This is a genomic window from Enterobacter chengduensis, assembly GCF_001984825.2.
In the GTDB taxonomy this organism is placed as follows: domain Bacteria; phylum Pseudomonadota; class Gammaproteobacteria; order Enterobacterales; family Enterobacteriaceae; genus Enterobacter; species Enterobacter chengduensis.
Genome location: NZ_CP043318.1, coordinates 124721 through 138969, shown reverse-complemented (window position 1 = coordinate 138969; position 14249 = coordinate 124721). Strand labels below are relative to the sequence as shown.

Here is a 14249-nt window from a genome sequence, read left to right as displayed (position 1 = left end):
CACCAAATATATTTGACGTGTAAAATATTTATAGTAATAAATATAATTGATTAAATCATTACAAGAAAAAACCGAAAGTTCAAACTATTAAAAGTCGCAATGGCACCCGCTCATGCGGGTGCCCGCTGGTGGGTTTAATCCCAGCTCAGGATCACCTTCCCTGACTGGCCAGAACGCATCGCGTCGAAGCCCTGCTGGAACTCATCAATGGAGAAACGATGAGTGATAATCGGGGACAGATCCAGACCAGACTGGATCAGCGCCGCCATCTTATACCAGGTTTCGAACATCTCGCGGCCATAGATGCCCTTGATGAACAGCCCCTTGAAGATCACTTTGTTCCAGTCGATAGACATATCTGACGGCGGGATACCCAGCATCGCGATTCGGCCACCGTGGTTCATGGTGTCGAGCATGGTGCGGAACGCCGGCGGCGCGCCGGACATCTCCAGACCCACGTCAAAGCCTTCGGTCATGCCCAGCTCTTCCATCACGTCGGTCAGGCTCTCTTTCGATACGTCCACCGCGCGGGTGACGCCCATTTTGCGCGCCAGCGACAGACGGTATTCGTTCACGTCGGTGATCACAACGTTACGTGCGCCCACATGCTTCGCCACGGCTGCCGCCATAATGCCAATGGGGCCCGCACCGGAGACCAGCACGTCTTCACCGACCAGGTCGAAGGAGAGCGCCGTGTGCACCGCGTTGCCGAACGGGTCGAAGATAGAGGCCAGATCGTCAGAGATATTGTCCGGGATTTTGAAGGCGTTAAAGGCCGGGATCACCAGATATTCCGCGAAGCAGCCCGGACGGTTCACGCCCACGCCGATGGTATTACGACACAGGTGCGTACGCCCGCCGCGGCAGTTACGGCAGTGGCCGCAGGTAATATGACCTTCACCGGAGACGCGGTCACCGATTTGGAAGCCTTTCACTTCCTGGCCGATACCCACCACTTCACCGACATATTCGTGACCGACAACCATCGGTACAGGAATGGTTTTCTGCGACCACTGGTCCCAGTTGTAGATGTGAACGTCAGTACCGCAGATAGCCGTTTTACGAATTTTGATCAGCAGATCGTTATGACCGACTTCCGGCTCCGGCACGTCGGTCATCCAAATCCCTTCTTCCGCTTTCAGTTTGGATAACGCTTTCATCACACGTCCTCAGGCAATGACGCCCAGCTGTTTACCGATGCGGGTAAAGGCTTCCACCGCACGTTCAATTTGTTCAGGCGTGTGCGCCGCGGACATCTGGGTGCGGGTACGCGCCTGACCTTTTGGCACCACCGGGAAGAAGAACCCGGTGACGTAAATCCCTTCTTTTTGCAGTTCGCGGGCAAACTGCTGCGCGACGACCGCATCGCCCAGCATCACCGGAATGATGGCATGGTCGGCACCGGCCAGGGTGAACCCTGCGGCGCTCATTTTTTCACGGAACAAGCGGGCGTTGGACCAGAGACGATCGCGCAGCTCAGCACCGGACTCCACCATCTCCAGCACCTTAATGGAGGCGGCAACAATCGCCGGTGCCAGGGAGTTGGAGAACAGATACGGACGGGAGCGCTGGCGCAGCCACTCAACCACCTCTTTACGCGCGGCGGTATAGCCGCCTGACGCGCCGCCGAGCGCTTTGCCCAGCGTGCCGGTGATGATGTCCACGCGGCCCATCACGTCGCAGTACTCGTGGGAACCACGGCCATTTTCGCCAACAAAGCCAACCGCATGCGAGTCATCGACCATCACCAGCGCGTCGTATTTATCCGCCAGGTCACAGACGCCTTTCAGGTTAGCGATCACGCCGTCCATGGAGAACACGCCGTCGGTGGCGATCAGCACGTGGCGAGCACCGGCTTCACGGGCCTCTTTCAGGCGCGCTTCCAGCTCGACCATATCGTTGTTGGCGTAGCGGAAACGCTTCGCCTTACACAGGCGCACGCCGTCGATGATGGAAGCATGGTTCAGGGCATCGGAGATAATCGCATCTTCTGCGCCGAGCAGGGTCTCAAACAGACCGCCGTTGGCGTCGAAGCAGGAGGAGTAGAGAATCGCGTCTTCCATTCCGAGGAAGCTCGCCAGCTTTTGCTCAAGCTGTTTGTGGCTGTCCTGCGTGCCGCAGATAAAGCGTACGGAGGCCATGCCGAAGCCGTGGGTATCCATGCCGTTTTTTGCCGCGGCAATCAGCTCAGGGTGATTCGCCAGACCTAAATAGTTGTTCGCACAAAAGTTGATCACATGGCTGCCGTCGGCAACGGTGATGTCCGCCTGCTGAGCAGACGTGATAATACGCTCTTCCTTGAACAACCCTTCCGCACGTGCGGTCTCGAGGTCGCTGTTTAACTGTTTGTAAAAATCACCACGCATTGCAATTCTCCAGACTCGGCAAATTTCGGGACATATTACCCAAACCTATAGTTCATGACGAGATGACACGTCATCTCTTGTCGTTTTTGCAGCATAAATCACGTGTACCCTTGCGCTATGTCGGTGAATGGCTGAAGGGCAGCCATACTAATGATATGATAGAAGCATTAGCGTCCGGGATTGTGCCCGGACTCCACACTTCAAAGGTTACCGTTATGATCATCGTTACCGGCGGCGCGGGCTTTATCGGCAGCAATATTGTTAAGGCTCTCAATGACAAAGGCATCACCGACATCCTGGTGGTTGACAACCTGAAAGACGGCACCAAGTTCGTCAACCTGGTGGATCTGAACATCGCTGACTACATGGATAAAGAAGATTTCCTTATCCAGATTATGGCCGGCGAAGAGTTCGGCGAGATCGACGCCATCTTCCACGAAGGGGCGTGTTCTTCCACCACCGAGTGGGACGGCAAGTACATGATGGACAACAACTATCAGTACTCCAAAGAGATCCTGCACTACTGCCTGGAGCGTGAAATTCCGTTCCTGTACGCCTCATCCGCGGCCACCTACGGCGGGCGCACCTCGGACTTCATCGAATCCCGCGAATATGAGCAGCCGCTGAACGTCTACGGCTATTCTAAATTCCTGTTCGACGAGTACGTGCGTCAGATTCTGCCAGAAGCGAATTCCCAGATCGTCGGCTTCCGCTACTTCAACGTCTACGGGCCGCGCGAAGGGCATAAAGGCAGCATGGCAAGCGTAGCGTTCCACCTGAACACCCAGCTGAATAACGGCGAAAGCCCGAAACTGTTCGAAGGCAGCGACGGCTTCAAGCGCGACTTCGTCTACGTGGGTGACGTGGCCGCCGTAAACCTGTGGTTCCTGGAGAACGGCGTCTCCGGCATCTTCAACCTCGGTACCGGCCGCGCAGAGTCCTTCCAGGCGGTGGCTGACGCCACGCTGGCGTACCATAAAAAAGGCAGCATCGAGTACATTCCGTTCCCGGATAAGCTGAAAGGCCGCTATCAGGCGTTCACCCAGGCAGACCTGACTAATCTGCGCGCCGCAGGCTACGACAAGCCGTTCAAGACCGTTGCCGAAGGCGTAACGGAATATATGGCCTGGCTGAACCGCGACGCGTAAGTATGAAAATTCTGGTGATCGGCCCGTCATGGGTGGGCGACATGATGATGTCGCAAAGTCTCTATCGCACGCTCAAGGCGCGTTATCCCCAGGCGATAATCGACGTGATGGCACCCGCATGGTGCCGTCCGCTGCTATCGCGTATGCCGGAAGTGAACGAAGCCATCCCGATGCCACTCGGCCACGGGGCGCTGGAAATCGGCGAACGCCGCAAGCTCGGCCATAGCCTGCGCGAGAAGCGCTACGATCGCGCGTACGTTCTGCCAAACTCCTTTAAATCGGCCCTGGTGCCCTTTTTTGCGGGCATCCCACATCGCACCGGCTGGCGCGGTGAAATGCGCTACGGGCTGCTGAACGATGCGCGGGTGCTGGATAAAGCCGCCTGGCCATTAATGGTCGAGCGCTACGTGGCGCTGGCCTACGACAAAGGCGTGATGCGCTGTGCAAAAGATCTGCCGCAGCCGCTGCTCTGGCCGCAGCTTCAGGTTAACGACGGTGAAAAGTCCCAGACCTGCAGCGCGTTTGGCCTTTCGTCTGAACGCCCGATGATTGGCTTCTGCCCTGGCGCCGAGTTCGGCCCGGCAAAACGCTGGCCGCACTATCACTATGCGGAGCTGGCGAAACAGCTGATTGACGAAGGCTACCAGATTGTCCTGTTCGGCTCGGCAAAAGACCACGAGGCTGGCAACGAAATCCTCGCGACGCTCAGCAATGAACAGCAGGCCTGGTGCCGCAACCTGGCAGGAGAAACGCAGCTTGAACAGGCGGTGATTCTGATTGCTGCCTGTAAGGCTGTGGTCTCCAACGATTCAGGTCTGATGCACGTCGCCGCTGCGCTCAACCGACCTCTGGTCGCGCTGTATGGCCCAAGCAGCCCGGACTTCACGCCGCCGCTTTCGCATAAAGCCCGCGTCATTCGCCTGATCACCGGCTACTACAAGGTGCGCAAAGGCGATGCCGCGGAAGGTTATCATCAGAGCCTGATCGACATTACGCCAGCGCGCGTTCTCGAAGAGCTTAACGAACTGCTGTTAAGCGAAGAAGGATAACGAATGCGGGTACTGATCGTTAAAACCTCTTCGATGGGCGATGTGCTGCATACGCTGCCGTCGCTGACGGATGCCATGCAGGCCATTCCCGGCATTCGTTTTGACTGGGTGGTGGAAGAAGGCTTCGCGCAAATTCCCACCTGGCATGAAGCGGTTGACCGCGCGATCCCGGTAGCGATTCGCCGCTGGCGCAAAGCGTGGTTCTCCGCGCCGGTTAAAGCCGAACGCAAAGCCTTTCGTCAGGCGGTGCAGGCACAGCATTACGACGCTATCATCGACGCCCAGGGGCTCGTGAAAAGCGCGGCGCTGGTGACGCGTCTGGCACATGGCGTCAAGCACGGCATGGACTGGCACACCGCCCGCGAACCGCTGGCGAGCCTGTTCTATAACCGCCGCCACCATATCGCAAAGCAACAGCACGCCGTTGAACGTACCCGCGAGCTGTTTGCTAAAAGCCTGGGCTATGCGAAACCGGAAACCCAGGGCGACTACGCCATTGCGCAGCACTTTTTGCGCAATACAGATCCCCGCGTTCAGCCTTATCTTGTCTTCCTGCATGCCACAACGCGCGACGATAAACACTGGCCGGAAACGCACTGGCGAAGCCTGATTGAACTAATGCAACCTACCGGCATCCATATTAAACTCCCGTGGGGCGCAGAGCATGAGCGGCAGCGTGCAGAGCGTCTGGCGTCAGGCTTTTCGCACGTCGAGGTGTTGCCGAAACTCACGCTGGCGCAGGTTGCAGCAGAGCTGGCGGGAGCGAATGCTGTTGTTTCCGTTGATACGGGCTTGAGCCATTTAACCGCGGCGCTGGATCGCCCGAATATTACGATTTTTGGCCCGACCGATCCTGGATTGATCGGGGGTTACGGTAAAAACCAGCATCAGATGGTCAGCCCGACCCAGCAAACGAAGGATATCAGCGCAGATGCGATTTTTTCATTTTTACAGGGCAGCCGTTGGCTTTCCAACAGGGATATTTAACGCATGAGTTACGTATTTCTGCTGATTTTACTCTTTCCGGTGAAGCTTATCCGGAAGCTGTTCCGTAAAGAGACAGGTAAAAACCTGGTCATTCAGACAGCTAAAATCGGCGATTTTGTTAATGCAACGCCTCTTCTGGCATACCTGCAAAAAAGCGACGTGCTCGTCAGTCGTAGCGTAGGTGCGCTGGCGAAGCATGATGAGACAATCGACGAGTTTTTTTTTATCGAGCAGCATAAGCGTAACCTGTGGCGAAAGCTGGTCTTTGCCTGCCAGATCATGAACCGCTATGACAATGTCTATCTTCTGCAGCCCAACAGCGTGAACCTCTTTTTAGCCTCCGTATGTAATGCTAAAAACAAACAATTCTTAAGCATCTACACGCGCAGATGGTATCACGGTATTTTCTATGCAACGGCAGACGGTATCGTTGTACACGATAAAAAGACGCTGTCGGTCACAAACTATCTGAAACTGGCCGATCGCTCTTTAACCTGGCAAGACTCGCCAAAGCACGCTACAAAGCCACTTTTCAAACCCGCGACCTATCCAGCAATCCTCGATAAACCCGGCGTGATCCGAATCGGCATCAGCGTTGCCGCAGGGAATAAAGCGAAAACCGTTCCACCGGTCATCTGGAAGCAAATTGCCGATCGTCTCGCCGACCTGCCCTGCGAGTTTTATGTCTTTGGCGCCCCAAATGAACAATCGTGGATGGACGACATCACCCGCGCTTACGGCGAACTGCCCAACTTTATCAATCTGATCGGCAAAATCTCGCTTGAAGAACTCCCGTGGGCTATTTCAAAGATGGATTGCTATATCGCGTCCGACTCGGGAAATGTTTACATTGCCGATGCGGTAGGCGTGCCGGTCGTCTTGCTGTTTGGCCCCTGCTGCCACTACGAACAGCGCCCGCTTGGCAACGTGTTGCTGATTGGTAATGATGACAATATTTGCTCGTATGTTTTTGAAACACGGTATTACTTCTCACAGAGCCGGGAAGAGCTCTTTTCTGTAACAGATGAATCGCTGGACAGCATTAGACATTTCATTTGCGCGTTAGCAACAGCTAACGCGGCCGCATATACCGTTGATGCCCAAGGAAACTAATTGTTATGGCTTTTCTAAGCATCATTATTGCCGCACATAACGCCCAGGATACGCTTGACGCAACGCTACAAAGCCTGCAAAACGCGATTGATAATGCGGGGGATGCTGTTGAGATCATTATCTTTAACGACAGTTCTAATGATTCCACAGAGGATATTATTGAGGCATGGTTGCCAACGCTTCCGAATGTGCAATCCCGATACGTTGAGTACCGTAACGTCGGTCAAGTTCGAAACAGCGCCCTCTCGCTGGCGTCAGGCGAGTACATTACCATGCTGGATAGCGATGACCGATTGAAACCGGGCAGCATCCGGGACGCCATAGCGTTTCTCAAAACAGCGCGCCCTGATATGCTACTGACGCGCCTGCTGGAAATTCGCGACACCAAAAAAATCACCGCCGACTGGCAGGGGTTCTCGCCTGTTGCTTTGTCACAACATGAGGCAATAAAGCGGTTCCTGCAGCACAAAGATTTTCAGGCGCATCTTATTGGGCAATTCATTCATCGAAAATTGTATGTAAATAACCCGATTCCTTCGATGGTCTGTTATGAAGATTTCGCCGTATTTCCCGGCATGCTGATGCAATCGAGTAAAATCGTGTATCAGCGGAAGGGACACTATTATTACATCAAACGTGGCGACAGCTTATCGAGTCGTCTGGACGCCGGTAAAATCGCCATGCTGGTTGATTGCACATTAGAAATGGAAAAAAAGTTCCCGCATGCCTTCAGGCATCTCATTAATTGTCACTGGTTTGATATTTACAGTAACCACCGGCAACATCTTACTGATGCACAACTCAAACTGGTTAAACAGCGGGTAAGAGCACTCTATTCGTTCTCTTTTTTCTTCTCCAGCGATGTTCGTTTCAGCTACAAAAAAAGGGTTATTGAGGCATTATGGAAAAAGTAAAACTGCGGCTTTATCAGCTTACGCTGCTTTTGAGCCTTATTTCGCTTGCGCTGGCGTTACTGAGCTCAGGTAAACAGCGAGAGTTTTTCTATATTGCGATTTATGCCAGCATCATCGGCTTAGCATGCGAATATAAAAAAATCACAGTGCGTCCATTTACCATTGCATTACCGATTTTATTAATTGGGTTGCTTAATCTTGGCTGGTATCTGGTGTATGAATATCATAGCGAAGGACTGAACGTTTATAACGGTTATCTCGGTGCAAGTAAAAAATTGATTCTCGCGAGTGTTCTCATTTTCTATCTTGACCGGTTTAAGTCTTATATTGATAAAACATCCTTCCACAAATATTTCTTGTATGCCTCTGGTGCAGGATTTGTCCTTGCCACTGGCTATGGTTTATGGCAAGCATCACAGGGCATGGGACGTATTGAGATGGCCATAAACCGTGCGACCGTGTCGGCCTATGTATACTCTGTATTGTCACTGGCGTTTGTATACAGCCTTTATCTACAGAAGAGTGTAAAATTGTATGTTGTCGCCGGCTTCACCATATTAATATCTTATTTTATCATTCTTTTAACGGGTACACGTGCCGCAATGGGATTATATTTACTCCTGGCAATTGTACTCACGCTCTACCACTTCAGAAGAATCCATCTTAAATCCACGCTGATTTTCTTATGCATTGTGGCGGGTATCGTTATTGTTAGCTACAAGCCGCTGATTGCTCCTAAGCTAGCGCAAACGCAAACTGAATTAGATAGCTATCAAAAAGGGTACGATACAACTTCACTTGGGGCACGTTTTTCCATGTGGGAGGTTGGCATTCAGAATGGGCTTGCGCATCCATTAGGGCAGTCGAGTGAAGGCCGTGAAACATGGACACAGCAATATGTGAAAAATGGACATCCACATCTCACTGCAGCACTCGAATATTTAAAAATCCATCTACACAACGAGTTTATTGAAAAATACTCTCTGCAGGGGATCCCCGGGCTGGTAGTACTCTTCTTTTTCTATATATCGATGATCGCTTATGCGCTTAAAAACAGAAACGGCCTGCTGCTGACGACCATGCTTCTTTTATTGCTCTATGGTCTGACGGACGTCATTTTGTTGAGCTCAGAGGCGCTTATCTTCTTTGTCACCGTGTTTGCGCTAAGTACACTCTTTTCACAAACCCGACAACACCAGTAACTAATAATGCCCGCCTGGCGGGCATTATTTTTTCTTGTATTGATAAAACTCCGCCAGCGTCATCCCCACCGTCTTGTCGGATAACCAGCTAAACAGCGCTTCCAGATCCTGGTATAACCCCTCGATCGCCGCCTCGTCCTTAAACGTAGGACTGCCGCCGGGCATAAATTCCGACGAATGGAGCATAAACTCAACGTAATCATTTCCCTGAGAAAGGCATTGCTGTGCGACCTGAATCATTTGCTCCGCATTGCCACCGGACGGCCTCAGCCAGTTGACGGAGGGTGAGCGGTATTTACCGCGCAGACGATCGTAACCCTGCTTAACCGTGTTGAGCCAGGCCGGGTGTTTATACTGAATGCTCATCGGCACTTCCAGTAATGGGCTATTGCCAGCCCGAGAGATATCATTAATATCAATAAAGTAAGCGTGGTCCGGAAAATGCTGATAATTCGTTCCACCATTGCCTTGTGGTGCACCCTTCGCGTTGCGCCAGTTCACGCGCGGCGTAACGGAACAATCAACCTGATAGCCCAGCTCAATCAGTAACCTGGCGTAGCGGCTATCAAATGCCCAACGACCGGCACGGTGGCTTAGCATTTTGGTCTGGAAGGTCTCTTCCAGCAGGCGAGTCATGAACAGCACTTTTTCGCGCATCACCTCATCCGAAAATTCAATCAAATAAGGCTGCCAGCGCCAGTCGTCTCCCGTAAGATCGTGTTCCGGTGGGCTATTCCATGCGTGGAGATGCATCCCCACCTCGCCCTGGCCGCGGGCAATCACGTCTCTGGCGAATTCGATAAAAACGGGCTCAACCGCCATCTCGTAATTGGTCAGCCACACGGGTTTAAAGCCGAAACGTTCACAAAGCGTCTGGAACCGCGCAAGATAGCGCGCGTTTTCCGTTTTAATAACGCGGTGATTTTGCCAGAGATTATCGCCCTCAGTATCAATCGTGATGATAAACGCTGGTTTTTTCATAATGAGTCCGCAAGACAGGGAAGTTAGCGCTATGTTACGCATTCTCCAAAGCCCGAGTAAACCCTTGGCGGGAAATTCCTGAGATTATGGAGAAAGAGTGCAAGTCGCTATCAGGTCTATTAGAATTGCCAACAGTACAACGCCGATAAGATGATGATGAATAACTTACCTGATACGCCCGATTTGCGCATTTTACTTATCAAACTCCGCCATCATGGCGACATGTTGCTGACCACTCCCGTCATTAATTCGTTACGTCAAAAATGGCCGCAGGCGCAGATTGATGTTCTGCTGTATGAAGAAACGCGCGATATGCTCGCCGCGCATCCGGCGATCGGTACCCTTTATGGCATCGATCGAAAATGGAAGCAGCTGGGCACGCTGAAGCATCTTCAAAAAGAGTGGCAGCTGCTGCGGGCGTTAAGAAAGCAGCATTATCATCTGGTGATTAACCTTGCGGATCAGTGGCGTAGCGCGATTGTCACCCGCTTCACCGGCGCGCCGGTTCGCCTCGGATTTGCCTTTAACAAACGCAACAATGCATTCTGGCGTATTTGTCACAGTGAATTAGTCCCCGTTGCGAATCACCCATCCCTGCACACCGTTGAGCAAAACCTCTCCATTCTGTCTCCATTACCGGTCCCGGCGCAGCCCGCCGTCACCATGGCCTACACTGAAGAAGACTGGCAGCGCGCGCATCAAAAACTGGTCCAAAACGGAGTGGGTGAACGCTACATCGTGATTCAGCCGACATCCCGCTGGTTCTTCAAATGCTGGGATGAAGACAAAATGGCGCAGACTATTACTGCGCTGCAGCAGGATGGTCATACGGTAGTTCTCACCGCGGGGCCGGATAAAAAGGAGCTGGCAATGATCGAACGCATTCTCGCTGCCGCGCCGAAGACCGGCGTCGTCTCGCTGGCGGGTCAATTAACGCTACGCCAGCTGGCCGCGCTTATCGATCGCGCCTCTCTGTTTATTGGCGTGGACTCCGTGCCGATGCATATGGCCGCCGCGCTGCAGACGCCCTGCGTGGCGCTGTTTGGTCCTTCCAAACTGACGTTTTGGTCTCCATGGCAGGTCAACGGCCAGGTCATCTGGGCTGGCGACTACGGCCCGCTGCCCGATCCGGACGCCATTGATACTAAAACGAAAGAACGCTATCTCGACGCCATTCCCGTTGATGCTGTCGTCTCCGCCGCGAGGAGATATCTGTCATGAAACCCCATCGCCTGGCGATAGTTCGCCAAAAGTATCGCCCTGATGGCGGAGCGGAACGCTTCGTTTCGCGCGCCCTCACGGCCCTGAGCAATCAGAACCTTGAACTCAACGTCATCACGCGTGAGTGGCAGGGAGAGAAGCAAGACGACTGGCATATTCACATTTGCAATCCGCAAAAATGGGGTCGCATCAGTCGTGAACGCGGATTTGCACAGGCCGCGAGCGCGCTGTGGCAGCAGCAGCAGTTTGATATTGTGCAAAGCCATGAGCGTATCCCGGGTTGCGACATCTATCGCGCAGGCGATGGCGTCCACCGCCGCTGGCTACTGCAGCGCGCGCGCATTCTACCCGCGTGGCGTGCAAAGATGCTGATGGTTGATCGCTATCACCGCTACGTGATGCATGCCGAACGAGAAATGTACCAGGCGCCTGAGCTAAAAGCTGTCATCTGTAACGCGGAGATGATCAAGCGCGAAATCGTCGAAGACTTTGATATTGACGCAAATAAAATACATGTAATTTATAATTCAATTGATTCCAGCCGCTTCGTTCCGGCTCAGGAAGCACAGCGTGCCGCGCTGCGTCAGCAGTTCGGCTTGCCAGCCGATGCCGTGGTGTTCTGTTTTGTCGGTTCAGGGTTTGAACGAAAAGGCCTGGCGAGCGCCATACGCGCTATCGCTGGAACAGCGGCGTGGCTGATTGTGGTTGGCCAGGATAAAGCAGAAAGCCGTTATCGCGACCTTGCCCGTTCACTTGGCTGCGAAGGGCAAATCCATTTCCTGGGGATGCAAAAAGAAACGCTACCTTTTTATCAGCTGTCCGATGGTTTACTGTTGCCAACGCTGTATGATCCCTTCCCTAACGTCATTCTTGAAGCGATGGCCTGCGGCTTGCCCGTCATTACTTCAGAGAGTTGCGGTGGAGCAGAATTTATTCAGCAGGGCCAGAACGGATTTTATTGTGACGCACTTGATATCAACACATTGAAGGAAGCGATATCCGCCACTCCTTCTCTGGAAAAAAATAACGATATGGGACGCGCGGCACGGGAACGTGTGAAAGACGCCACCCCTGAAAAACTGTCAAGTCAGCTTATTTCGCTTTATCAAAAATTACTGGATTAAAAATGCGCATCCTAATGATTATTGATGGTTTACCCGGTGGAGGAGCTGAAAAAACGGTTCTTACACTCTCCCGCGGGTTAATAGAAATGGGGCATCAGGTCTCTCTCTTCTCTCTGCGGAAAGTGTGCGACTACACCATCCCGGAAGGCATCGATTATCAGGTTGTTCAGGATACCTGCAAAAAACCGTGGCGGAAGCTGACGGAGATCCCACGCCGCGCCCAGCTGCTGGATCGGGCGATTGAGCGGGCTGAGCGCAGCGGCAAATTTGACGTGGCGTTCTCTCACCTGCATAAAACAGACCGCATTGTGGCGCACAGCCGCGCGCTGGAACGCGACAAAGTCTGGTTCTGCGTACATGGCATGTTCTCGTTCTCCTATCTTCGCCATCGCAGCGGGCTTTCACGCTGGTTTAAACACCTTAAAATTCGTCATACCTACGAAAACCGAAACGTTGTCGCCGTCTCAGGCGCCGTATTGAAAGATCTTTCCGAGACGCTGGCGCTTACTCTTCGGCGCAAAGCGGTTATCCATAATCCTTTTGATATTCCTGAAATTCAGCGTCTGGCGGACGCACCCTTTGAAATGCAGGGAAAGGATTACATTATTCACGTTGGCCGCTTCCATGAGCACAAACGCCACGACCGCCTTTTGCGTGCGTTCGCCCTGAGTAAAATTGACACAACGCTGGTCATGATGGGCAACGGATCGGACGCTCAAATCCAAAAACTCAAGCAGCTGGCTGCCGAGCTGGGTATTGAAAACAAAACGGTTTTCCGGCCGTTCGATTCCAACCCCTATCCCTGGATTCAAGGGGCACGCCTTTTAGTGTTAAGTTCTGACTGCGAAGGTTTTGGTAATGTGCTGGTTGAAGCCATTATCTGCCAGACGCCACCGGTCAGTACAAATTGCCCGGGCGGCCCAGCCGAAATCCTTACCGGAGACTTAGCGCGCGGGCTGGCAGAGTTGAACGACGAATCACTGGCAAAAACGCTGGCGGATATTTATACCGCCCCGCCGGTCCTTGGCGATGCAACCATCGCGTCGTTCGGTATCAAAGCCATTTGCCAGCAATATATTGCTCTGGTCGACAATCAAAAATAATCAGGTTTCTTATGCAAAATTCAGCCCCATTGTTAAGCGTGGTGGTTGCCGTTTATAACGGTGAAGCTTTCCTGGATCAGTTTTTTACCTGTCTTGTAAATCAACGCATCGACAGCATGGAAGTCATCATTGTCAATGACGGCTCTACCGACCGTTCGATGGAGATCGTTGAAAACTGGCGCGAAAAACTCCCGCAGATGCAGGTAATCGAACAGCAAAATCAGGGCGTCTCCATCGCGCGTAATACCGGTCTGGCCGTTGCGACGGGTCAATATCTCTCCTTCCCGGATATTGATGATGTCTTTAAACCCGGCATGTACCAGCGCCTGCTGGATATGGCCGTCACGCAGGATCTGGATGTCGCCACCTGTAACGGGAACTACGTCTGGGAGAATAACAAGAAACCCTCACGGCCGATCTTCCCTGAAGACAAACTGGCGTCGACAGGGGTCATGACGGGCCCTGCGTGGTTAAAAATGGCGCTGGATTCGCGTAAATTCCTTCACGTCACCTGGTTGAATATCTATCGTCACGATTTTATTCGTAAACACAGCTTCCATTTCGAACCGGGTCTGCGCCATCAGGATATCCCGTGGACCACCGAAGTCCTGCTCGCGGCTGAGCGGGTTCAGTACACCAGTGAACGTTATTACGACTACTACATTCACTCTGCATCGGTGTCCCATATGCCGGACAATGACGACACGCTGATTCGCTCCGCGCGTCACTACATGAAAATCCTGCAGATGCTCGATGCCATCAATCAGCGCTACCCGGATAAGGTGAAAGGGATCCCTGCCTGCCACTGGCAAATTGCCAAAGAGGGGCTGGGCATTATTCATACCTTCGACAACATGAAGGATGAAAAGAAGAAATCATTAATTATTAGAGAGTTCTTCGAAACAGGCATCTGGAAACTCATCTGGAAAAGTGCTAAAAGTCCGCGTTTGCGCTGGCGGCTGGGTCGACGTTATTTCCGTTTAAAACGGTATCTGGCATAAGAGATAGCTTTACCTGGCCTAAATGCTTAGAATTTGCCCG

At 52.7% G+C, this 14249-nt stretch carries 13 protein-coding genes; 10 read left to right on the top strand and 3 right to left on the bottom strand.

Annotated elements, in window-relative coordinates; genetic code table 11:
• Nucleotides 1–134: 134 nt before the first annotated feature.
• A complete protein-coding gene (gene tdh, locus FY206_RS00675) occupies nucleotides 135–1160 on the bottom strand; it encodes an L-threonine 3-dehydrogenase (protein WP_032644421.1) in 1026 nt (341 codons plus the stop codon).
• Nucleotides 1161–1169: 9 nt separating this feature from the next.
• Nucleotides 1170–2366 carry a glycine C-acetyltransferase gene (gene kbl, locus FY206_RS00670; RefSeq protein WP_077064257.1) on the bottom strand — a complete coding sequence of 399 codons (1197 nt, stop codon included), beginning with the start codon at nucleotides 2364–2366 and terminating at the stop codon, nucleotides 1170–1172.
• 215 nt (nucleotides 2367–2581) lie between these two features.
• Between kbl and rfaD the strand changes: the two genes are divergently transcribed.
• The 6 genes from rfaD to FY206_RS00640 are packed head-to-tail and all read left to right on the top strand — an operon-like array spanning nucleotide 2582 to nucleotide 8779.
• Entirely contained in the window at nucleotides 2582–3514 is a 933-nt protein-coding gene (gene rfaD / locus FY206_RS00665) for an ADP-glyceromanno-heptose 6-epimerase (RefSeq protein ID WP_032644419.1), read from the top strand.
• A 2-nt stretch (nucleotides 3515–3516) separates the two neighbouring features.
• The gene (gene rfaF, locus FY206_RS00660; RefSeq protein WP_032644418.1) at nucleotides 3517–4563 is read left to right on the top strand and encodes an ADP-heptose--LPS heptosyltransferase RfaF; all 1047 of its coding nucleotides are present in this window, start codon (nucleotides 3517–3519) and stop codon (nucleotides 4561–4563) included.
• Nucleotides 4564–4566: 3 nt separating this feature from the next.
• Nucleotides 4567–5550 carry a lipopolysaccharide heptosyltransferase RfaC gene (rfaC, locus tag FY206_RS00655; RefSeq protein WP_032644417.1) on the top strand — a complete coding sequence of 328 codons (984 nt, stop codon included), beginning with the start codon at nucleotides 4567–4569 and terminating at the stop codon, nucleotides 5548–5550.
• A 3-nt stretch (nucleotides 5551–5553) separates the two neighbouring features.
• Nucleotides 5554–6663 carry a glycosyltransferase family 9 protein gene (locus tag FY206_RS00650; protein ID WP_032644416.1) on the top strand — a complete coding sequence of 370 codons (1110 nt, stop codon included), beginning with the start codon at nucleotides 5554–5556 and terminating at the stop codon, nucleotides 6661–6663.
• 5 nt (nucleotides 6664–6668) lie between these two features.
• Entirely contained in the window at nucleotides 6669–7577 is a 909-nt protein-coding gene (locus tag FY206_RS00645) for a glycosyltransferase family 2 protein (protein ID WP_032644415.1), read from the top strand.
• Nucleotides 7565–8779 carry an O-antigen ligase family protein gene (locus FY206_RS00640; protein ID WP_032644414.1) on the top strand — a complete coding sequence of 405 codons (1215 nt, stop codon included), beginning with the start codon at nucleotides 7565–7567 and terminating at the stop codon, nucleotides 8777–8779. The genes FY206_RS00645 and FY206_RS00640 overlap by 13 nt, the downstream gene beginning before the upstream one ends.
• Before the next feature lie 24 nt (nucleotides 8780–8803).
• Here FY206_RS00640 and FY206_RS00635 read toward each other — a convergent pair whose 3' ends face one another.
• A complete protein-coding gene (locus FY206_RS00635; protein WP_032644413.1) occupies nucleotides 8804–9760 on the bottom strand; it encodes a polysaccharide deacetylase family protein in 957 nt (318 codons plus the stop codon).
• Between the two features lie 150 nt (nucleotides 9761–9910).
• Here FY206_RS00635 and rfaQ point away from each other — a divergent pair, with 150 nt between their 5' ends.
• Genes rfaQ through FY206_RS00615 form a run of 4 tightly spaced genes read left to right on the top strand, consistent with a single transcriptional unit; the run spans nucleotide 9911 to nucleotide 14209 of the window.
• Nucleotides 9911–10981, top strand: a complete 1071-nt coding sequence (gene rfaQ, locus FY206_RS00630) for a putative lipopolysaccharide heptosyltransferase III (protein WP_077064258.1) — start codon at nucleotides 9911–9913, stop codon at nucleotides 10979–10981.
• Nucleotides 10978–12105, top strand: coding sequence for a glycosyltransferase family 4 protein (locus FY206_RS00625; protein ID WP_032644412.1), 1128 nt, complete (start codon nucleotides 10978–10980; stop codon nucleotides 12103–12105). The genes rfaQ and FY206_RS00625 overlap by 4 nt, the downstream gene beginning before the upstream one ends.
• A gap of 2 nt (nucleotides 12106–12107) precedes the next feature.
• Nucleotides 12108–13208 (top strand): glycosyltransferase, encoded by a 1101-nt coding sequence (locus FY206_RS00620; protein WP_032644411.1) that lies wholly within the window; start codon nucleotides 12108–12110, stop codon nucleotides 13206–13208.
• 11 nt (nucleotides 13209–13219) lie between these two features.
• Nucleotides 13220–14209 carry a glycosyltransferase gene (locus FY206_RS00615; protein ID WP_032644410.1) on the top strand — a complete coding sequence of 330 codons (990 nt, stop codon included), beginning with the start codon at nucleotides 13220–13222 and terminating at the stop codon, nucleotides 14207–14209.
• Nucleotides 14210–14249: the final 40 nt, after the last annotated feature.

Excerpts from the sequence above, each read along its gene's own strand:
- tdh (WP_032644421.1), bottom strand. The coding sequence starts at position 1,160 with ATGAAAGCGTTATCCAAACTGAAAGCGGAAGAAGGGATTTGGATGACC.
- kbl (WP_077064257.1), bottom strand. The coding sequence starts at position 2,366 with ATGCGTGGTGATTTTTACAAACAGTTAAACAGCGACCTCGAGACCGCA.
- rfaD (WP_032644419.1), top strand. The coding sequence starts at position 2,582 with ATGATCATCGTTACCGGCGGCGCGGGCTTTATCGGCAGCAATATTGTT.
- rfaF (WP_032644418.1), top strand. The coding sequence starts at position 3,517 with ATGAAAATTCTGGTGATCGGCCCGTCATGGGTGGGCGACATGATGATG.
- rfaC (WP_032644417.1), top strand. The coding sequence starts at position 4,567 with ATGCGGGTACTGATCGTTAAAACCTCTTCGATGGGCGATGTGCTGCAT.
- FY206_RS00650 (WP_032644416.1), top strand. The coding sequence starts at position 5,554 with ATGAGTTACGTATTTCTGCTGATTTTACTCTTTCCGGTGAAGCTTATC.
- FY206_RS00645 (WP_032644415.1), top strand. The coding sequence starts at position 6,669 with ATGGCTTTTCTAAGCATCATTATTGCCGCACATAACGCCCAGGATACG.
- FY206_RS00640 (WP_032644414.1), top strand. The coding sequence starts at position 7,565 with ATGGAAAAAGTAAAACTGCGGCTTTATCAGCTTACGCTGCTTTTGAGC.
- FY206_RS00635 (WP_032644413.1), bottom strand. The coding sequence starts at position 9,760 with ATGAAAAAACCAGCGTTTATCATCACGATTGATACTGAGGGCGATAAT.
- rfaQ (WP_077064258.1), top strand. The coding sequence starts at position 9,911 with ATGATGATGAATAACTTACCTGATACGCCCGATTTGCGCATTTTACTT.
- FY206_RS00625 (WP_032644412.1), top strand. The coding sequence starts at position 10,978 with ATGAAACCCCATCGCCTGGCGATAGTTCGCCAAAAGTATCGCCCTGAT.
- FY206_RS00620 (WP_032644411.1), top strand. The coding sequence starts at position 12,108 with ATGCGCATCCTAATGATTATTGATGGTTTACCCGGTGGAGGAGCTGAA.
- FY206_RS00615 (WP_032644410.1), top strand. The coding sequence starts at position 13,220 with ATGCAAAATTCAGCCCCATTGTTAAGCGTGGTGGTTGCCGTTTATAAC.